This is a genomic window from Mucilaginibacter sp., from assembly GCF_965277465.1.
Taxonomy (GTDB): Bacteria; Bacteroidota; Bacteroidia; order Sphingobacteriales; family Sphingobacteriaceae; genus Mucilaginibacter.
Genome location: NZ_CBDICW010000001.1, coordinates 1,863,263 through 1,882,720, shown reverse-complemented (window position 1 = coordinate 1,882,720; position 19,458 = coordinate 1,863,263). Strand labels below are relative to the sequence as shown.

The following is a 19,458-nucleotide window of genomic DNA, read 5'->3' as shown; positions in this document are numbered from 1 at the left end:
TTAAAGTACTTAAAAATATTCAGGCGAATTGCTCCGCCTGAATACCTGACAGCAGGTGATTGCCATATGGGACCCCGGACTAAATCGTCGACGGGATGGTCATTCCAAATTCAATTTTGTCTTACACAATTCTCAGCTGGTTTTATGGGGAAAAGAGCTTATTCAAAAAAAGATGAAAAAAATCGTAACCTTAAAAATTCAGCTGACGTATAAGAACACTCATTGAGCGCCCTGCTCATCAATAATTTATCAAATCAAAAAGATCCCCGGCGCGAGGCTGGGGACCTTTTATTGAACGAATATAATGAATAACTTTTATATGGGCAATTTGATAAATACAGGGTTTTAGTTTTTAGTTTTTGATAGTTAATTATATGGATGGAGTTTAGGATAGCTGGAACAGAAATGACCAGCTATTTTTTTTTGACCGCGAATTTCTTCCCCAAAGCAACAAATCTTTACTCAAAAAAATCAACTTAACGTAATGCCCGGACAGTGATTATCCCAGCGCTTCGGCAATTTCGGTAAACCCTTTTTCTCTTGCCAAATCAGCGGCGAGTTTGCCGCCTTCCATACGTACAGTTACATCAGCACCATGTTCAAGCAACAGGATCAGCAGGTCTATATTACCATTTTGAGCGGCAGAATGCAGGGCGGTTGCCCCAGCCTGTTGTTTTACATTAATTAGTGCGTTGTTTTCAATCAGCATCCGCGCTATCGGGGTAAAATTACCCGCAGCGGCAGAGTGCAGTGGATATACTTTAAAGCCATTGTTTGATGGCATATTAACATCTGCTCCCTTTAAAACCAAATACCGCGCAATTTCATACTGCCCAAAATAACAGGCAAGCCCTAATGAGGTAAAGCCATCTTCGGCATAAAAATTAATAGCCTCGGGGTGGCTGTAAACCAAATGGGCCACTACATCAAATTTCCCGGCAGCCGAAGCTTCAAACAGGCTAATTTCATCGAGATGTTTTAAAAGAATACCCGTAACCTCCGGCTTTTTGCAATAGCACGACAGCATGAGCGGCGAAACCTGGTGACTGGTTCGGCTTTTGGCAAGCGATGGGTTTTGCGTAAGTAAGGCATCCAGGTTTACCAGATCGGCCGAGGTGATGTATTGTTCCAGTTTTTCAACACTCATTTATAGCGGTTTTACTAAACAGGTATTATGCGGGCTTTAAGCTACAGGTCTAATTTAACACTTATTGTTTAAGTTTAATTAATATAGCCTACCCAATATTACTAAAAAATTAAAAAATCAAGCTAAATAAGTTTAATCTATTAACTTTATATTTGTACAATATAGGGGTTATATAAGGATGCCGGTAAAAGGAAATCAGTTTAAATCAAATAATTTCAAGCAAGAAAATCAGCCTAAACAGCCTTCGGCCAAGGTTGAAAAGGAACGCCCTACCAGGCAACGGGAGGATACACTTCGCTCTTCGGTGCTGATGAACAGCAAGTTGATCAAAATAATCGGTTTATTCCTGTTACTGCTATCCATATTTTTCTTTGTTGCTTTTACCTCCTATTTATTTACCTGGCAGGAAGATCAAAGCTATGTTTCGCCCACCAACGGCGGCTGGCATAACCTGTTCCGCACCACGCAGGAACTGATGGAGAACGGCGTTAAAAACCCCGTTGTAGAAAACTGGACAGGCAAATTAGGTGCTTTATTATCAAACCAGTTTATTTATGAGTGGTTTGGGGTAGCATCATTTGTGTTTGTATTTGTGTTTTTTGTGCTGGGTTACCGCCTTTTATTTAAGGTTAACCTGCTATCAATAGGTAAAACATTAGCTTACTCCTTTTTTTCTTTATTGTTTTTTTCTATAGCTATAGGATTTTTTCATGCCTTTATTGCTGATACTCCTAACTTTTTAGAGGGCGAGTTTGGTTATTGGAGCAACCGCCTGCTTGATGCGCAGATAGGGCAAACAGGCACAGGAGGCGTATTGATATTTTTAGGCTTAACTATCCTCATTATTGCCTATAACATTGATTTTAAGATACCTAAACGCAGCGAAAAACCGGTTGTTGCAGCAGTTGCCGTTGACGATATTATACCCGAGCCTGTTGATTTGGTTGAAGAAGATATTTCATTGCCTGTTGAATGGCCCGGCCGTGCTAACAAAGCAAGAGATACTGCCCAAAATGTAGTCAAAGCTGAGCCATTAAAGCAGCAGCCATTGGTACAAAATCCGGTATTTCATGAACCGGTGGTATTAACACCAAGCCCTGAGCCTGTCGGCAGCGAGCCAGAGTTTGAGAACGAGATCCCTTTAACCGTTAGCGTTAACCGCCCAACACCCGAATTAAACATCGAAAAAACTGATTATGATAAAGCTAAAAGCCTTGTTGAGCAGTTTGGTATGTATGACCATACGCTTGAACTGGCTTCGTACAAATATCCGCCGCTTGATCTGTTAGAGAATTATGGCTCTAACAAAATAAGCGTTAACTCGGATGAGTTAGAGGCCAACAAGAACAAGATTGTTGAAACGCTGAATCACTATAATATTGAGATCGATAAGATCAAGGCAACCATAGGGCCAACGGTTACACTGTATGAAATCATACCGGCGCCGGGTGTCAGGATCTCCAAGATCAAAAATCTGGAGGATGATATTGCCTTAAGTTTAGCCGCATTGGGTATCCGTATTATTGCACCTATGCCGGGCAAGGGTACCATAGGTATTGAGGTGCCCAATCAAAATCCCGAAATGGTTTCGATGCGCTCGGTATTATCTACCGAGAAGTTTCAGAACACTACAATGGACCTGCCGATAGCGCTTGGTAAAACCATCAGCAATGAAGTATTTATTGCCGACCTTGCCAAGATGCCCCACTTATTGGTTGCTGGTGCTACAGGGCAGGGTAAATCAGTTGGTATCAATGCTATTTTGGTTTCGCTGTTGTATAAAAAACACCCTGCCGAACTTAAGTTTGTTTTGGTTGATCCAAAAAAGGTTGAGCTTACGCTTTTCCGTAAAATAGAAAGACACTTTTTGGCCAAGCTTCCTGATGAAGCAGATGCCATTATTACCGATACCAAAAAGGTTGTAAATACGCTTAACTCACTGTGTATCGAGATGGATCAGCGTTATGATCTTTTAAAAGATGCACAGGTACGTAACCTTAAAGAATACAATGCCAAGTTTGTAAACCGTAAAATAAGCGACCCTGAAAAGCACCGCTACCTGCCGTTTATTGTATTGGTGATTGATGAGTTTGCCGATTTGATGATGACAGCCGGTAAAGAAGTTGAAGTGCCTATTGCCCGTATTGCACAACTTGCCCGTGCCGTGGGCATCCACTTGGTTATTGCTACGCAAAGGCCATCGGTTAATATTATTACGGGCACAATTAAGGCCAACTTCCCTTCGCGTTTGGCATTCAGGGTATTATCAAAGATAGATTCACGGACGATATTAGACAGCGGCGGTGCCGATCAGCTGATTGGTCGCGGAGATATGCTGATGTCGACCGGTAGTGACCTGATCCGCCTGCAATGTGCGTTTGTAGATACACATGAGGTGGAAAGGATCTCTGAATTTATTGGAAACCAGCGCGGCTATGCATCAGCCATGCTATTGCCTGAGTATGTGGGAGAAGGCGAAACCAGCAGCCCTAAAGATTTTGATGCCGATAACCGCGACCCTATGTTTGAAGATGCTGCCCGCCTTATTGTATTGCACCAGCAAGGCTCAACCTCACTTATACAGCGTAAAATGAAGTTAGGCTATAACCGCGCAGGCCGTATTATTGACCAGTTAGAAGCCGCAGGTATTGTAGGCCCCTTTGAGGGCAGCAAAGCCCGTGATGTGCTTTACCCAGATGAATACAGCCTGGAGCGCCACCTGGAGTCGCTTCAAAAACCAAGTAACAATTAAACCTTTTACCCTTAATGGGGTTCTAAATGTGGAGGTCACTGTTTATCATGATCTGCTCTAACAAAAACTACTGATGAAAAAGCTTTTTATACTTTCTATATTAACATTATTAACTGCCAGCTATACATTTGCTCAAAAAGACGCCGAAGCAAAAGTTATTTTAAATAAGGTAAGCGAAAAATATAAAACCTACGATGCTGTAAAAACTGATTTTGATTTCACACTCGATAACCAGCAGGCCGGCGTAAAGGAAACTCAAAGCGGTACGCTTATAGCCCGTTCAAAGGCCAACAAATTCAGGGTTACTATTTATGATGCAGCCGGTAAGGCAGCCGTTGCACAGGAGATCATCAGCGATGGTAAAACCCAGTGGACCTACCTTAAAAAAGACAACGAGGTACAGGTAAACAATGTTGACATCAGCGGCGAAGGCCTTAACCCTGCCCAGGTTTTCACCATTTATGAGCATGGTTATAAATACATTTATAACGGCGATAAAAAAATTGGTGGCAAGGTTTACCAGGAGATTGACCTGACCCCCGAGGATATTAAAAAATCATTTTTTAAAGTCCGCTTGATGATTGATAAGGTTAAGAAACAAATTTACAGCGCATTGATATTTGATAAAAATGGTAACAGGTATACCTACACGTTAAAAAGCTTGGTGCCTAATCCACCAATTGCTGATAATACCTTCTCGTTTGATCCTAAGGCCCATAAAGGTGTTGAGGTTGTTGATTTAAGGTAAATCATTGCCCCTGTCTTTCAATACGTATATTATAGTCCGGAGGCCTGCATATATTTGTCACTCGCCTGCAGGCGAGTGACTGTTTATTTGTTATAGTTTATCAATACTATTCAGCGTTACCAGCTTTAATTCGCCTTTGCATCACCTCGCGCCAGGTGGTTAGGATAAAACCGTTCTTTTTTAAAAACTCCTTTAATCGCGGATCGGTCATGGCAAGCAGGTCGCCTTTACGCTTTTTGCCCTCGCCGGTAATATATTTGAATGCATCGGAGGGATAGGTACAATGCATAATTACCATGGTTAAACCCGGGCTTAAGCGGCCAATGCTCTCTATATAATGATCTGTATACCATTTTTGGATCTCAGCATCCGTCTTGTTGTCAACATCAGGCATATTCCAGTCATAGCTTGAATTATGCAGATCATCCAGCACAGGGAGGCCGTTTTTCCAAAGCATATCCCCTATTGACCGGGCTTTGCTTAAAGCTGCCGGCTCAGGTATTACCATACCCTCGGTATATTTTCCCTGTTTTTTCAGATCTGCAATTGTTGCCGCTTTAGCTTCGGAGCGGTAAAACAGGTCGGCACCACCCGGAAACATTACCGGGATCTGCTTTTCAATACCCAGCTTCAGATATTTTTCCATAAAAGCATCTTTGGCAAACAGCGTACCCATATGCGAATCAAGATGTGTAGGTTTAAAACCCATGCTCAAGGCACGGTCAAGCTGGGCGCGAATCTCTAAATCAATTTCTTCGGCTCTGGCGCTAAAGTAAACCGCCTCAACAGATGGATAAAAGCAACCTTGCTTATCTGTTAGTCCGGGTACGGCAGTTTTTCCAGCCAGCGGCCCCCATCGGTAGTTATCCCATTCTGACGTTAGCGTTAAATGTAAGCCGGCATCGGTTTCCAGGTGTTTATCCAAATATTTTTTAAAATCAGATACCCATGCGCAAGGCATCATCACGCTGGTTGAGGTAGCAACACCATCGCCAATGGCCCTTTCAACACCCTCGTTTGAGTCGTGCGACATGCCTGCATCATCTACATGCAGTATCAAAACCCTTGCCCCTTTAGGCCAGCCTAATTTTTCGGCAAAGGTTTTGGTTTGTTGCGCAGCAACAGTAAGGGCACAGCTGATCACTAAGCTAAAAAGGAAAGTTTTTTTCATACCTGCAATGGTTAATAAATTGGATGTAATGAAGTTAACATATATTATTTATTTTTCAGCGCATCCAATTTATCAACCCAGGCAGTATTAAAAGATATTTATACCCGCAGATATATTTTGTTTTTATCAAGGATTTTTCCAAACGTCCAGCAAACAAGCATATAGCAAATGGCAAATAATAAGGAGCCTATTGCACCCGGGGCTATTACCTGGAACAGTACATTATTGATCCAGCCATAAAAATTATCTTTAGGGGTGATGTTGATCATAAAAAGGATCACCACAAAAAGCTCAGAAAACAGGTAAACAGGCAGCGGATTTTTACCCACTGTAGTAAAAAATGCCGTCCAGTTACCTTTGTTCCATGATCTGATCTCGATAATATAAATAAGCGCCGAAATTATAACCAAGTCAATACCAACGGTTAGCAAACTGAACGGGCTCGACCATAGTTTTTTACTGATAGGGAAAGACATATTCCAGCACAGGGCTATAAATATAAACAGGAAGCCAAACAACATCAGTTTTGAAATGGTTTCGTAGCCCTTTCCTTTTTCCTGGATATACTTGCCCGCAAAATACCCGCAGATAACATTTACAATTGCCGGCAGTGTGCTTAAAATACCTTCGGGATCAAAGGCTACACCTTCGCCATGATACAGGTGGTTATCGCCCATTGCCCATTTATCCAAATAAGTTCCGGCGTTGGTAAGCATACCGTAGGGCTGCGCATGATCGCCAAAAACAAGCAATAATATCCAGTAACCCAATAACAGTACCACACTGATCACAATGATTTTATTGGTTGAGCGTATAAAGTGAATAATAAGCGATGCAAATAAATAGCAAAGTGCTATCCGTTGTAAAACTCCCAATATGCGGGTATGGCTAAGCGGCGATAGTGACCATCCGCTGGCATCGTGCTGTACAAACGGGAACCACGACATCAGGTAACCGAACAAAAATATAAGGGCGGCACGTTTTAACATTTTTAATATAACCGACGAATTACTTTGCCCGATGAACTTTTTCATGGAGAAACTCATGGCATTACCAACCGCAAACAGGAATGATGGAAAAACAAGATCAGTAGGTGTAAAACCGAACCATGCAGCATGCTCCAGCGGTGCAAATGGTGCCGCACCACTACCCGGGGTGTTAACAATGATCATAAAACAGATAGTCATTCCGCGAAATACATCCAGCGAAAGAAAGCGGTTAGCATTTTTGTCCATAATTTAAAAAAGAGGTTTAATTTTGATCAGGAAATAATGTACAATATAGCTATTTATAAGTAGCATATATGTCTTTTTAAAATATTTTAAGAAGTTGCGCAACGATTAAATTATCACATCAAACACACCTTTCTTAAGCTCCTTCTAATTTACACACCTAATCTGTTTTTTATTACCCATCTCACACCAATTCTTGCTATTTTTGAGAACCGATGCTCACCATTACCAACCATACGCTTGAAAAGCTTGAAATGCTTTTAAAAACTACCGGTTACAAAGTGCGTTATGAAAAAGGCAATTTTAAAACCGGCGCCTGCTTACTGCAAAACAGCAAGGTAATAATGGTGAACAAGTTTTCGGGGTTGGAGAGCAGGATACTTGCCATAAGTGAACTTGCACGTGAATTGGATATAGATTATAATTTGCTGGATGAAAAGCAAACTGCTTTTATACAACAGCTTAAACAAACCAAACTGGAACTGTGATTATAACTTTTTTAGGAACCGGAACCTCACAGGGTGTACCTGTTATTGCCTGTAACTGCGAAGTTTGCACATCTGCCGATGAACGCGATAACCGCCTGCGTACCTCTATATTGTTAGAGGATAAAGGAAAGGTGATTGCAATCGATTCGGGCCCCGATTTCAGGTACCAGATGCTACGGGCCAAAGTTCAGCGGCTGGATGCTATTGTGTTTACGCACGAGCATAAGGATCATATTGCCGGCCTTGATGATATCAGGGCATTTAACTACAGGCAGCAAGGCCCTATTGATGTTTACGCCGATATACGTGTTGAAGCTGCCTTAAAACGCGAGTTCTATTATATTTTTGAGGAACATAAATACCCGGGCATTCCGCAGCTAAACCTGCATAACATAGGTAGCGAGCCTTTTAATATTGGCAATATAAACTTTATCCCTATTGAGGTTTTGCATTATAAGCTACCTGTATTAGGTTTCAGGGTAAATAATTTTACATATATAACCGATGCCAAAACAGTTTCGGACAGCGAAAAGGAAAAAATAAAAGGCACCAAAATATTGGTGATCAATGCACTGCAAAAGCAAAGCCATATATCGCATTTCACCTTTGATGAGGCCATTAGTTTTGCGCAGGAAATTGGTGCCGAAAAAACATATTTTACCCACATCAGCCACCGCCTGGGAAAGCACCAGGATATTGCTAAAGAACTGCCTCACGGTATTGAGCTGGCTTATGATGGTCTGAAACTCCATATTCAGGATTAAAACACTAACCGTAACATATTACAATCCGGGGCATAACTTTTTAGCAGCTATACTGTTACTATATTTTTATAAGCACAACTATTAGTAATGAAAGAACTTGTTTATTTAAGCACTGCCCTTAACTTAATGACTGATGATGAGTTAAAAGCCATACTTGGCATTGCACGGAAAAATAATACCATAAATAATGTAACAGGCATTTTGCTTTATGCCGAAGGTACATTTATACAGGTACTTGAAGGCTCCCGGGCCGATGTTGATAAACTGTTTAACCATATTGAAAAAGACAAAAGGCATAAAGGTATTATCAAATTGCTGGACAGGAATATTGAACAAAGAAATTTCCCGGATTGGTCGATGGGGTTTTCTCCTATCAGCCGTACAAAAGTAGAAGAGATTACCGGGCTAATCAGATCAACAAGTGATATATTAGGTAATAAAAACAGTGGATCATCACTCACTATATTAAAAACCTTTATTAACTCAAACAATTTAGTTATTAATCATTAACTACAGCTCAATAAAGCTCACCCGCTCAATGGTGCCTTTATATAAGCCCTGGTGGCCCCTATTGTGCAGGTTTATTTTACCGCGGATAATTATCTTTTTATTGTTTATAGGCGTAAAACCATTGTCGGTAACTTCAAATAAACCGGTGCGTGTACCTGTTAAGTAAAGCGGGCAATCCGGGCTGAAATTTATCCACAGGGCATGTGCATCAGAATGATCAACAAACAAACTATCGTTAAATAAAGCAGATTGTTCCCGGGCCTCTTTGTAAGTGCCAGATACTTCTATGTATTGATTATCGTAATTCTTTATACTATCTATCAGTTGCGTAAAGCCAATACGCTTAAAGGGGATATTTATATCACACTCGCTTTTGTAAATCTTTTTGCTACCAGTACAGGATTGCAAAATGATCACCACGAGCACAAATAAAAAGGCAAGATCCTTCTGCCTTGCGGCAATAGGGGTTAAATGGATATATGCCATAATTAAATTATTAAAGTTTCACTTATCCTAAAACATCATACCCAACAGAAGCGAGCACTTTTGACCGCTGCCGGCACTAATGGTTTAATTTTTATTAAAATAAATATTAATGCCCTCACAATTAACAATTCCTGTTTTGTAAAAGCTAAAAATTTCTTTTTTAGGGGATAAACTTTACATTTAAATTAAAATATCTGTATATGAACAAAAAAATATTAACTGCAATCATCATGTTTGCGGCTATTGGCGCCCACGCACAGAACAATACCGATTGGGCAAACATTAAACGATACGAAGCTGCAAACAGTAATATACAGCCTCCGGCTGCCGGAGAAAAACGTATAATTTATATGGGCGATTCCATTACCGATTTCTGGATCAGTAACGACTCTACCTTTTTTAAAAGTAAGGGCTATATTGACCGTGGCATAAGCGGGCAAACAACAGGGCAAATGCTGGTTCGCTTTCGCGAGGATGTGATTAAACTGCAACCTGCTGTTGTAGTGATACTTTGTGGTATAAATGACGTTGCCCAAAACAATGGCCCATCAAAAATTGAAGATGTGATGGGTAATATTGCCTCAATGGCCGAATTGGCAAAGGCACATCATATAAAGGTAGTGCTATCATCCCTTACACCTGCTCATGATTTCCCCTGGAAACCAGCCATTGATCCTGTACCAAGCATCAAAGTACTTAATAAAATGATTAAGGATTATGCAGATAAGAACGGCTTGATTTACCTTGATTATTTTAATGCACTGGTTGATGACAGGCGGGGCATGCCTAAATCATTATCAAACGATGGTGTACATCCTAATCTTGCAGGCTATAAAATAATGGAACCCCTTGCCGAAAAAGCTATCGCGGCTGCACTTAAGAAGAAATAGGCTTAACTTTACTGTAAATGATGGAAAGCAATACTATAGAGATTGCCTATGCCTAACAGCCCTGTAAGGACGGCGTTTATCAGGTTCAGGCGATAGTGGTAGTTTTTCTTTAGGACTTTTCTTTGCTTTTTTCTTTTTACCTAACCAGATGATAAAACCAGTAACAGGTAAGGTAGCACATATAAGGCTGGCTAAAAAGGCAATGATTTTACCGGTAAGCCCAAGTACCTGCCCTACATGAATATCATAGTTCAGGTTGTTCAACTTCATGCCGATGCTTTTTTTTATGTTGGGCAGGTAACGCAGCAGTTTACCGCTATACCTGTCGAAAAAGAACATATCACTATTACCAAACCGCATACTGTTTGCGTATGCAGTAATGTTTACCGTTTCGCCTTTGCCGGTATTATCAGCAATTAAAAACATTTGCGCCTTTTTTGATTGCTGTTGAACTACCTCAAAAGCATGATCAACTACGGGTTGTAAAGATGAAGGCTTATATAAAGAATCAGATTTAGGGAACACCTTTTCGTCAGGATAGCTTTTGCCTAAGTTAGCCGTGCTGTAAATGCCATCACTTACCCATTCAAAAGCTATAGCAAGTCCGGATATGGCAATAATGAGCGCTATAAAAGTAGCATAGAACCCCAAAACGTTATGTAAGTCGTAATTAATTCGCTTCCAGCGGGCGCCCCATTTTATGGTAAAGCTGCGTTTACGGTCGGTTTTGCGTTTGGGCCACCACAATACTATCCCGGTTATCATCAGCACCACAAAAATTATTACCGATATACCAACCACTAACTGCCCTATTTTAGGCGGCAGCAACAAGTACAGGTGAATATACTCCACCACAGTAAAAAAGTTTTCTGTCAGTATTTCAGTATGTAATACTTTACCGTTGTAAGGGTTAATATAAACGTAGGTAAGCCCTTGTTTAGCTACATTAACCAATACACCAACCGGCCTGTCCTTACCAAAATAATACATGTAGGTAGCATTTGCACCGGGATATCTATCGAGCGCAATATGCCTTATAACCGATGGACCTATATATGGCTTGTTTTGAATTTCGACCTTGCGGTAGCTGTGCAGCACATCCTGTATCTCATCCTGAAAGCAGTAGATACAACCGGTAATACTCACTATAAGCACCACTAGCCCGGATATTAATCCGAGCCAGCGATGTATAAATAATATAACTTTTTTAAAGTTCATAAATACTAAAACCTGTACGCTACACTTGCTATAAGCTGCCTTAACATTTGCGGGTTTACCGTGGTATAACCAACCCAATATTCCTTGTTGGTAAGGTTGTTTACATTTAAAGCCAGGCGATATTTCTCTCTGTTGTAAAATACGCCTGTATTAAATATAGTGTACGATGGCAGCGTAAACACACCATTGTATGAGTTATTGATAACCTGGTTATCGCTTGCATAATTAGCACCTAAACCAATACCCAGGCCTTTGGCATTGCCGTTGGTTAATACATAGCTTGCCCAAAAGTTAGCAGAATTTGCCGGGCCTGCAGTTTGCGGTCTGCGGCCATTATCATAAGCTGATGATTTTTCCATCAGGCTGTTGTTATGCGAATAGCCGGCTATTATATTGAAACCACGTAATGGGTTGGCAATAATTTCGGCCTCAATACCTTTGCTGTATTGGGTACCATCCTGCACGCTTGCATTGGCATGGAATGCATCGGTACGTATTTTATTTTTTACACTGATGTCATAATAGCTAATGGTACTACTTAGTTTACCATCAAACAGGTCAAGCTTAACGCCGCCTTCCCATTGGTTGGCTTGTTCGGCTTTAAACAGCTTATTTACATTTGAATTGGTGGCGGCATCATAAGCCAGGTAATAACCCGGGTTCGAAAATCCATTCATATAGTTACCAAATAACGAGATCTTGTCTTTTATCACCTGGTAAACCAAGCCTAATTTTGGTGACAAAGTAGTTTGGTTAAATGCCTGTGAGGTAGTGCCGCTCGCCGCATCATTAATTGGGCGGGTATCAAAATAATTAACCCTTAAGCTTGCCATAGCTAACAAATTATCAGTAATATTCAGCACATCTGATGCATAGGCACTGTAATTATAGGTATTGTACCTGCTATAGCTGTTTGATACCGGCTTATTCTCAAATAAAGAATCAACCTTGGTTTTATTAAAATTATTGTACGTTGGCAAAGCGCCTTTAACCCCTATCACATCAAATGAATCGGACCCCGAATTTGGATCCTGGTACCTGATGTTGGCCCGCTGATTGATAAAGTCGAGCCCGGCAACCAGCCTGTTTCTTAATTTACCTATCTTAAAATCGCCAATAAAGTTTTGCTGTATTTGCAAGGAGTTGCTGTTACCATTTATAGCCCAAACATCGCGTGCTATGGAGTTATTACCGGCTAACAGGTAGAAGTATGGCTCATAACCATTTGATGTACTGTTGGTGGAGCTAATGCTGGTTTGTGATTTCCAGCTGTCGGAGATCTTGTAATCTGCCTGGCCAAAAAAGTTCGCATTATCTGAGGTTGTTACCAGGTCATTACTTTGATAAGCATTTTTGTAAGCTACATTTAATTGGTTAGCACGGGTAACGCCTAAATCAGCAATGGTTGAACCAAAATAATAAATAACAGGTGTAGTACCTGTTGCGTGGCCAATCTCGGCATCAAATGATAAGGTTAACCTATCATTTACTTTATAGCTAAAGCTCGGATCAAACACAAAGTTTTTGCTAAAGCCATTATCCTGAAAAGTGTTGCTGTTACTGTATGCAGTGTTGATACGCAACAAAGCTCTTTTGTCCGAATCGAGCGGGGTATTATAATCGGCACTTACACGCTTTAGGTTATTGCTGCCAAATGAGTAAGTAATTTCTCCCGCGGTAGTTTCAAAAGGCTTTTTAGTAACGCGGTTGATTAAACCACCATACGATGTTAAGGTATTGCCGTATAAAGTCCCTGACGGGCCTTTGATAACTTCCAGTTTTTCAAGGTTTGCGGCATCAATAGTATTGGTTACATTACCTGCAAGTCCGTTTCTTAATAGGGATTGTACCGGAAAGCCTCTTAAAGTAAAATAGGAACCACCATCACCAACACGGCCCGTGGCCGACCATAATTTGGTTATCCCCGGTGTATTTTTTATAGCATCGTCTGACGAGAATACAGCTTGTTCCTGCAAAAGTTCTTTACTTACTGATGAGTACGATTGAGGATTCTCCAGATTATCTAAAGGCATTTTAGCTACATAATTGCTCTTTTTACGATTAAATTTATTGGTTTTATTAGTGCTCACGTTTACTTCGTGCAGGGCGTTAACATTAACATTCACCGTTATTGCAGGCACTGTAGTTACCTGCCCGGCAGTTACCGTTATGCTGATCTCCTGGTTTTGTAAACCAACGTGCGATACCACCAGTGTATATTTTCCGGGTAAGGTTCTGAGTTCAAACTTGCCGTCTTCGTCGGTAACTGTACCAATGGTGGTGCCTTTCAGGTTTACTGAAACATTTTCGGCAGGATCATTTTTTGAGGATATTATTTTACCGTTAACTGTTCCCTTTTGCTGGCCAAATGCAGCAGCACTGATAAGGGAAAGAAATAGTAATAAAGCTGGAAGTAAGTTTTTGTAGTTGAAGTGAAGGTTGCACATATTTTTATTTAGACTAATTATAAATAATGGCGCAAATGTACTTTCCATATCTTTAAAAACAAAGCATTTTTAGGAATTATTTAGAATGATTCTAACTAAAAAGTATTTTTAAGCATTGAATTACTGTAGTACAGACAAATAACTTCGGAGCACACAGTTTCAGGCTTTAATATTTCCATAAAAAATAACCAAAGAAATGGATTAGGTAAGTCTATTAAAAGTACCCGCCCAGTGAGGTTCCTTCCTGGGGAAGGGGATGTAGGGGTTAAGGTACGTTGTTGTAAATGACATAATCGTCCCGCTCATAGCCGCGGGGGCTTAGTTACTTTTTCCTTAGATGAAAAAGTAACCAAAAAATCAAGTCAGAAAAAAGCTTCCCCGCTGCAGGCCATACTCCCAGGCCCGCTTTTCTGACTGGCCTTTACCCGCTTTTGATTTGCATGCGCATGTTATAGAGTTTATTGAATTAGTTTTCAAGTCCTCTCCTTTGAAGAGGATTTAGGTGAGGCTTTTAAAAGCATTGGTCAAGTGCGATTCCTTCCCTGGGGAAGGAGGAGGTAGGGGTTATATAAATCATGCTTTTAAAGTCCTCTCCAAAAGAGAGGACTTTAAAGCTTATTTTAAAACGGGCAAAATAATCTTCGACTGATCATGGTAAACATTGATTGTTTCTTTCACAAAATCGCTGTCTTTAGCATGATAAATATCAATAAACTGTTGCGGGTTACGGTCAACCAGCGGGAACCAGCTGCTTTGAACCTGTACCATTAACCGATGGCCCTTTTTAAAGGTGTGGGCAACATCGGGCAGGGTATATTTTACCTGTGTTGGCTTACCGGGTACAAATGCTTCAGGATTTGAGTAGCTGTTACGATACCGGCCGCGCATAATTTCGGCACGTACCAGCATCTGGTAACCTCCCATAGGATATTTAGCAACCGGGTCTGTTTCAGCATATATATCAACACTATTATAACCGGCATTGTCAGGGTAAACATCTATCAGTTTCACTACAAAATCTGCATCGGTGTTTGATAGGCTAATCATCAGGTCGGCTACCACGGGGCCACCCAAAGTAATATCTTTGGTTAGGGTATCGGTTTCAAAAACTAATACATCCGGCCTGCGTGCTGCAAACCGCTGATCGTCGGTCATATAAGTACGGGTGCGGTTAAAGTGCACATCAGCCGTATACGGAACCGGCTTTGTTGGATCACTCACATAACTATCAAACGATGGTTTTGTGGAGTTACCCGCAGTAAATGATAAAGCGCCATTAGCTGATAAATAAAGATCAGTAGGCTGTATATCTGCTGGCGGCCATTGCGGCAATTTATGCCATTTGTTTTCGCCTGTAAAAAATACCGTTGCTTTGCTTATGCTGTCAACCGTCCCCTTACCGCGAAGGTAATAATCAAAAAACGGAATCTCGATATTATTGGCATAGTACGCGCTGGTATTGCTGCCCCACTGTATGTTGCCTAAATGTGTACCATCATTATTGCGCCATTGCTCATGGTACCAGGGGCCCATTACTAAACGGTTATTGGTTGCCGGGCTTTGTTTATCAATTGCTTTATAAGTATTCCATGCTCCAAAGCAATCTTCGGCATCAAATATTCCTCCTACTACCAACATAGCGGGTTTAACATTTTTTATCCCCACTCTTGCGTTACGGGCCATCCACCAGGCATCGCGGTTAGGGTGGTTCATCATCTGGTTCCAAAATATAAGGCTATCGCCGGCTAATTTGGTAAAGTTTGGCAAAGCTCCAGTTTTTAAATAAAATTGATAGTTATCATGGATAGGAGGATCATAAGTTGGTGCTGCCAAAGGCGTTGGTTTAGGATGAGGCTGGCCAAAACCAAACTCTTTGTAAAAACTAAAAGCATCTAACTGAAAAAAGGCACCGTTATGATGAAAATCATCACCTACAAACCAATCAGTAACCGGCGCTTCGGGACTAACTGCTTTTAAAGCCGGATGCCCGCTCAAAGAGGCCATAGTTGAATAAAAGCCGGGGTACGAAATACCAAATACACCTACATTACCATTATTATTCGCTAAGTTTTTAACCATCCAGTCAATGGTATCATAGGTATCGCTGGCTTCGTCAATATCTTTATTTGTTATTTTGTTCGGATTAAAAGGGCGTACATCCATAAATGTGCCTTCACTCATCCAGCGGCCACGCACATCGGCTATTACCATTATATAACCTTTACGGCAATAAGCCATCAGGTGATTTATCCAAAACGGACGGAAGCTATCTTTACCATAAGGTGCACACGAATAGGGTGTACGCTCCATCAGGATAGGGTGTTTTTCAGTGTTATCTTTTGGCAGGTAAGCCGATATAAAAAGCTTTACCCCATCGCGCATGGGGATACTTACCTCTTTCTTGATATAGTTATTTACCAGCCAAACTGAATCAGCATTTTGTGCCATTACCACAAACGGAAAAAGAAAGAAAACAAGAACGTACAGTTTTTTCATAGCACAATTAATTAGGTGTTATCCGCTTAAATTTAACTCTTTTATTACTTTAAAACAGGCAAAATTATTTTTGACTGGTCGTGATAGATATTGATGGTTTCTTTCACAAAATCGCTGTCCTTTGCATGATAAATATCAACAAATTGCTGCGGATTACGATCTGTTAATGGGAACCAGCTACTTTGGATCTGCACCATTAGCCTATGCCCTTTTTTAAAGGTATGGGCTACATCAGGCATATTGAATTTTACCTGTGTTGGCTTGCCGGGTACAAATGCTTCAGGTTTTGAAAAACTGTTGCGGTACCTGCCGCGCATAGTTTCGGCACGTACCAGCATTTGGTAACCGCCCATCGGGTATTTGGTAGCCGGATTGGCCTTTTCATCAGCCGGTAATACATCTATTACCTTAACAATAAAATCGGCATCGGTGTTTGAAAGGCTAACCATCAGGTCTGCCACTACGGGGCCGCCTAAAGTAATATCATTTTCTAATGCGTCTGTTTCAAAAACCAGCACATCTGTGCGGCGGGCAGCAAAACGCTGATCGTCGGTCATGTATTCACGTGTTCGGCTAAAATGTACATTTTCGGCATAAGGAACAGGTTTTGCCGGGTCGCTTATGTACGTATCAAAAGTATTCGTTCCGGGTTTTGGAGCATCAAAAGACAGCTTGCTATCCTTCTCGAGGTAAACAGGAGTTGGTTTTATATCCGAAGATGGCCATTGTGCAAACTTCCGCCACTTATTCTCACCCGAAAAAAAGATGGTTGCCTTGCTCAGGCTATCTAAATTACCTTCGCCCTTTAAATAATAATTAAAAAACGGCACTTCAATATTACTTTGATACCATTCGCTGGTATTACTACCAAACTGAATGTTACCTAAATGGGTACCATCTTTACTGGCCCACTGTCCGTGGTACCAAGGGCCTATTACCAGTTTACTATTGGTTCCCGGGCTTTGATCAACCAAAGCCTGGTAGGTATGCCATGCTCCATAACAGTCCTCCGCATCAAAAAGCCCGCCCACTACCAACATAGCAGGTTTTACATTTTTAATACCGGCACGGGCATCGCGTGCGCGCCACCATGCATCCAGGTTAGGGTGCACCATCATATTATCCCAAAACTCAAGACTGTCGCCGGTAATTTTGGTAAAGTTGGGCAAAGCCCCCATGCTCAAATAATAGGCATAATTATCGTGCCCGGGAATATTAAACGTTTTTGCAGGCAAGGTACTTGGCTTAGGGTGCGGCTGACTAAAGCCATAGCCTACATGAAAATCAAAGGCATCCATCAAAAAAAGCACACCATTATGATGATCATCATCCCCGAAAAAACGATCGGTCACCGGTGCCTGCGGACTAACAGCCTTTAATGCAGGGTGCCCGCTCAATGCTGCCATTGTTGCATAAAAACCCGGGAACGAGATGCCGCTCACTCCTACTTTGCCATTGTTATTGGCAATATTTTTTACCAGCCAGTCGATGGTATCGTAAGTATCACTGGCCTCGTCAATATCTTTGTTTGTTTTTTTGTTTGGGTTAAAGGGGCGTACCACTTCAAACTTGCCTTCGCTCATCCAACGGCCACGAATATCCTGCGTAACCATTATATAGCCTTCCCGTAGATATTTCAGCTGAAAATTCCGGTAATATGACTTATACCCTGTTCCATAAGGAGCACAGGAATAGGGTGTACGCGTGATAAGGATTGGATGCTTTTCGCTTTCATCTTTAGGCATATAGATAGAAGTAAACAGCTTAACTCCATCGCGCATAGGAATGGTGACCTCCTTTTTGATATAGTTATTTACAAACCAGGCTGAATCTGCATTTTGTGCGAAAGAGAATATTGGGCAAAAGAGAACAATTAAAAAGTATAATTTTTTCATGATAACGTTTTAAGGAGGACAGCAAGTAAATATGCTGATTTTTGTGGAAAAATTAAAATGGAAGGTTTAGGGATTATAAGAGAATCGTACCCTCATTGTTGTTTGCCATAAAATATCTTCAAAACGAAGATAACCCCTACTTCAGCTTCCCAAAGGAAGGAATCGCACTCGGCCAGCGCTTTTTTGTAATATTTTTTATTTATTAAGCTCCCTTAATTTTTCCCTGATATACAACCCAGCGGAGCTTAACTGATCGTCAGTCCAACCGCCATTATAGGGAGCGCCGGGGAGCAAAAGAGCGGTGGTTTCATCTTTATCGGTAACATTCCAGTTGGCCCAGCTTAGCTGGTTGGTTTCCATCCATTGCATCCATGTTTTCACTTCTTTCCTGTCGAACTTACCGTTGCCGCTGGCTTAGCCTACACCCCATTCGGTAACTATTAGTGGTAATCCTTTTTTTATGGCGATGTCGGCTTTGACGCGCAGCTTTTCCTGGTGATAGGGGTCTGAAGCATAAAAGTGGAATGAATATGCTATATTTTTAAACCCAGTTATTGGATCGGCGGCGGCTACGTCAACATCCTGATCCCATTTTGGGCTGCCTACTACAATCAGGTTATCAGGGTCATACTTACGGATCTCGGTAATTACCTGTACCGCATAATTTTTAATGGTATCCCAGCCAATAGCTTCGGGTTCGTTCCAGATCTCGTAGATCACATTAGGTACGCCGGTGTATCTATGGGCCATCTCCGCGAAAAATGCTTTTGATTGCTCTGTATGAATATTCCCATGATGATCGTGCCAATCTATCAGCACATAAATGCCATCCTTTATGGCTTGGTCAACTACATTTACTATCAGCTGTTTTTGCAAGGCAGGTTCCTGCAAATAACCATGATCAGGCTGTACACCCATTGATGCGCGGATAATTGATGCTTTAAAATCGCTTGCCAGCCAGTTTACTACCGCAGGGTTATAATACTTGCGCCCCTGCCATAGGCTCCACGAAAAACTGATGCCACGCAGTTGTGGGGCAGTACCGTTTTTATTAACTATCCTGCTGCCATCAACCCTCAAAGCGCCATTAACTAACACAGGGGTTGGGGTTTGCTGGGCAAATGCTGCTGTATTAAAACTGAGGGCTAATAAAAATATCGCGTACACTGTTTTCATGTTCCTGTTTTTACTGAAAACAATTTAGGGGGATATTT

General features: G+C 41.3%; 16 protein-coding genes. 6 read left to right on the top strand and 10 right to left on the bottom strand.

The features are described from left to right. Positions 1-499: 499 nt before the first annotated feature. Entirely contained in the window at positions 500-1,147 is a 648-nt protein-coding gene (locus tag ACQY4U_RS08555; RefSeq protein ID WP_428328974.1) for an ankyrin repeat domain-containing protein, read from the bottom strand. Positions 1,148-1,325: 178 nt separating this feature from the next. Here ACQY4U_RS08555 and ACQY4U_RS08550 point away from each other — a divergent pair, with 178 nt between their 5' ends. After that, a complete protein-coding gene (locus tag ACQY4U_RS08550; protein WP_428328973.1) occupies positions 1,326-3,899 on the top strand; it encodes a DNA translocase FtsK 4TM domain-containing protein in 2,574 nt (857 codons plus the stop codon). A 73-nt stretch (positions 3,900-3,972) separates the two neighbouring features. After that, positions 3,973-4,647 (top strand): LolA family protein, encoded by a 675-nt coding sequence (locus ACQY4U_RS08545; protein WP_428328972.1) that lies wholly within the window; start codon positions 3,973-3,975, stop codon positions 4,645-4,647. Positions 4,648-4,753: 106 nt separating this feature from the next. Here ACQY4U_RS08545 and ACQY4U_RS08540 read toward each other — a convergent pair whose 3' ends face one another. Both ACQY4U_RS08540 and ACQY4U_RS08535 read right to left on the bottom strand, forming a co-directional pair. Then, the gene (locus ACQY4U_RS08540) at positions 4,754-5,818 is read right to left on the bottom strand and encodes a polysaccharide deacetylase family protein (RefSeq protein ID WP_428328971.1); all 1,065 of its coding nucleotides are present in this window, start codon (positions 5,816-5,818) and stop codon (positions 4,754-4,756) included. A gap of 98 nt (positions 5,819-5,916) precedes the next feature. Then, the gene (locus ACQY4U_RS08535; protein WP_428328970.1) at positions 5,917-7,053 is read right to left on the bottom strand and encodes an acyltransferase family protein; all 1,137 of its coding nucleotides are present in this window, start codon (positions 7,051-7,053) and stop codon (positions 5,917-5,919) included. A 212-nt stretch (positions 7,054-7,265) separates the two neighbouring features. Between ACQY4U_RS08535 and ACQY4U_RS08530 the strand changes: the two genes are divergently transcribed. The 3 genes from ACQY4U_RS08530 (at position 7,266) to ACQY4U_RS08520 (ending at position 8,812) form a co-directional block, all read left to right on the top strand. Continuing rightward, the gene (locus tag ACQY4U_RS08530) at positions 7,266-7,538 is read left to right on the top strand and encodes a hypothetical protein (protein ID WP_428328969.1); all 273 of its coding nucleotides are present in this window, start codon (positions 7,266-7,268) and stop codon (positions 7,536-7,538) included. Continuing rightward, entirely contained in the window at positions 7,535-8,302 is a 768-nt protein-coding gene (locus ACQY4U_RS08525) for an MBL fold metallo-hydrolase (RefSeq protein WP_428328968.1), read from the top strand. Before ACQY4U_RS08530 ends, ACQY4U_RS08525 begins: the two co-directional genes overlap by 4 nt. Positions 8,303-8,389: 87 nt before the next feature. Continuing rightward, the gene (locus ACQY4U_RS08520) at positions 8,390-8,812 is read left to right on the top strand and encodes a BLUF domain-containing protein (RefSeq protein ID WP_428328967.1); all 423 of its coding nucleotides are present in this window, start codon (positions 8,390-8,392) and stop codon (positions 8,810-8,812) included. On the opposite strand, the gene ACQY4U_RS08515 is transcribed toward ACQY4U_RS08520, so the two are convergent. Continuing rightward, positions 8,813-9,298 (bottom strand): hypothetical protein, encoded by a 486-nt coding sequence (locus ACQY4U_RS08515; protein WP_428328966.1) that lies wholly within the window; start codon positions 9,296-9,298, stop codon positions 8,813-8,815. Between the two features lie 200 nt (positions 9,299-9,498). Here ACQY4U_RS08515 and ACQY4U_RS08510 point away from each other — a divergent pair, with 200 nt between their 5' ends. Next, on the top strand, positions 9,499-10,188 hold the full coding sequence (locus ACQY4U_RS08510) for an SGNH/GDSL hydrolase family protein (protein ID WP_428328965.1): 690 nt from the start codon (positions 9,499-9,501) through the stop codon (positions 10,186-10,188). Between the two features lie 33 nt (positions 10,189-10,221). Here ACQY4U_RS08510 and ACQY4U_RS08505 read toward each other — a convergent pair whose 3' ends face one another. From ACQY4U_RS08505 to ACQY4U_RS08480, 6 genes are all read right to left on the bottom strand, one after another. Then, complete coding sequence (locus ACQY4U_RS08505) at positions 10,222-11,406, bottom strand: PepSY-associated TM helix domain-containing protein (RefSeq protein ID WP_428328964.1); 1,185 nt, start codon at positions 11,404-11,406, stop codon at positions 10,222-10,224. A 5-nt stretch (positions 11,407-11,411) separates the two neighbouring features. Beyond that, positions 11,412-13,901 (bottom strand): TonB-dependent siderophore receptor, encoded by a 2,490-nt coding sequence (locus ACQY4U_RS08500; protein WP_428328963.1) that lies wholly within the window; start codon positions 13,899-13,901, stop codon positions 11,412-11,414. A 567-nt stretch (positions 13,902-14,468) separates the two neighbouring features. Further along, positions 14,469-16,349 carry a CocE/NonD family hydrolase gene (locus ACQY4U_RS08495; RefSeq protein WP_428328962.1) on the bottom strand — a complete coding sequence of 627 codons (1,881 nt, stop codon included), beginning with the start codon at positions 16,347-16,349 and terminating at the stop codon, positions 14,469-14,471. A gap of 44 nt (positions 16,350-16,393) precedes the next feature. Next, the gene (locus tag ACQY4U_RS08490) at positions 16,394-18,244 is read right to left on the bottom strand and encodes a CocE/NonD family hydrolase (protein ID WP_428328961.1); all 1,851 of its coding nucleotides are present in this window, start codon (positions 18,242-18,244) and stop codon (positions 16,394-16,396) included. 195 nt (positions 18,245-18,439) lie between these two features. Next, positions 18,440-18,625 carry a hypothetical protein gene (locus ACQY4U_RS08485; protein WP_428328960.1) on the bottom strand — a complete coding sequence of 62 codons (186 nt, stop codon included), beginning with the start codon at positions 18,623-18,625 and terminating at the stop codon, positions 18,440-18,442. A 33-nt stretch (positions 18,626-18,658) separates the two neighbouring features. Continuing rightward, positions 18,659-19,420 (bottom strand): glycoside hydrolase family 5 protein, encoded by a 762-nt coding sequence (locus ACQY4U_RS08480; protein WP_428328959.1) that lies wholly within the window; start codon positions 19,418-19,420, stop codon positions 18,659-18,661. Positions 19,421-19,458 lie beyond the last annotated feature (38 nt).

What these genes read in the sequence shown, in the direction of transcription:
- ACQY4U_RS08555 (WP_428328974.1), bottom strand. Translation starts at nt 1,147, where the DNA reads ATGAGTGTTGAAAAACTGGAACAATACATCACCTCGGCCGATCTGGTA.
- ACQY4U_RS08550 (WP_428328973.1), top strand. Translation starts at nt 1,326, where the DNA reads ATGCCGGTAAAAGGAAATCAGTTTAAATCAAATAATTTCAAGCAAGAA.
- ACQY4U_RS08545 (WP_428328972.1), top strand. Translation starts at nt 3,973, where the DNA reads ATGAAAAAGCTTTTTATACTTTCTATATTAACATTATTAACTGCCAGC.
- ACQY4U_RS08540 (WP_428328971.1), bottom strand. Translation starts at nt 5,818, where the DNA reads ATGAAAAAAACTTTCCTTTTTAGCTTAGTGATCAGCTGTGCCCTTACT.
- ACQY4U_RS08535 (WP_428328970.1), bottom strand. Translation starts at nt 7,053, where the DNA reads ATGGACAAAAATGCTAACCGCTTTCTTTCGCTGGATGTATTTCGCGGA.
- ACQY4U_RS08530 (WP_428328969.1), top strand. Translation starts at nt 7,266, where the DNA reads ATGCTCACCATTACCAACCATACGCTTGAAAAGCTTGAAATGCTTTTA.
- ACQY4U_RS08520 (WP_428328967.1), top strand. Translation starts at nt 8,390, where the DNA reads ATGAAAGAACTTGTTTATTTAAGCACTGCCCTTAACTTAATGACTGAT.
- ACQY4U_RS08515 (WP_428328966.1), bottom strand. Translation starts at nt 9,298, where the DNA reads ATGGCATATATCCATTTAACCCCTATTGCCGCAAGGCAGAAGGATCTT.
- ACQY4U_RS08510 (WP_428328965.1), top strand. Translation starts at nt 9,499, where the DNA reads ATGAACAAAAAAATATTAACTGCAATCATCATGTTTGCGGCTATTGGC.
- ACQY4U_RS08505 (WP_428328964.1), bottom strand. Translation starts at nt 11,406, where the DNA reads ATGAACTTTAAAAAAGTTATATTATTTATACATCGCTGGCTCGGATTA.
- ACQY4U_RS08500 (WP_428328963.1), bottom strand. Translation starts at nt 13,901, where the DNA reads ATGGAAAGTACATTTGCGCCATTATTTATAATTAGTCTAAATAAAAAT.
- ACQY4U_RS08495 (WP_428328962.1), bottom strand. Translation starts at nt 16,349, where the DNA reads ATGAAAAAACTGTACGTTCTTGTTTTCTTTCTTTTTCCGTTTGTGGTA.
- ACQY4U_RS08490 (WP_428328961.1), bottom strand. Translation starts at nt 18,244, where the DNA reads ATGAAAAAATTATACTTTTTAATTGTTCTCTTTTGCCCAATATTCTCT.
- ACQY4U_RS08480 (WP_428328959.1), bottom strand. Translation starts at nt 19,420, where the DNA reads ATGAAAACAGTGTACGCGATATTTTTATTAGCCCTCAGTTTTAATACA.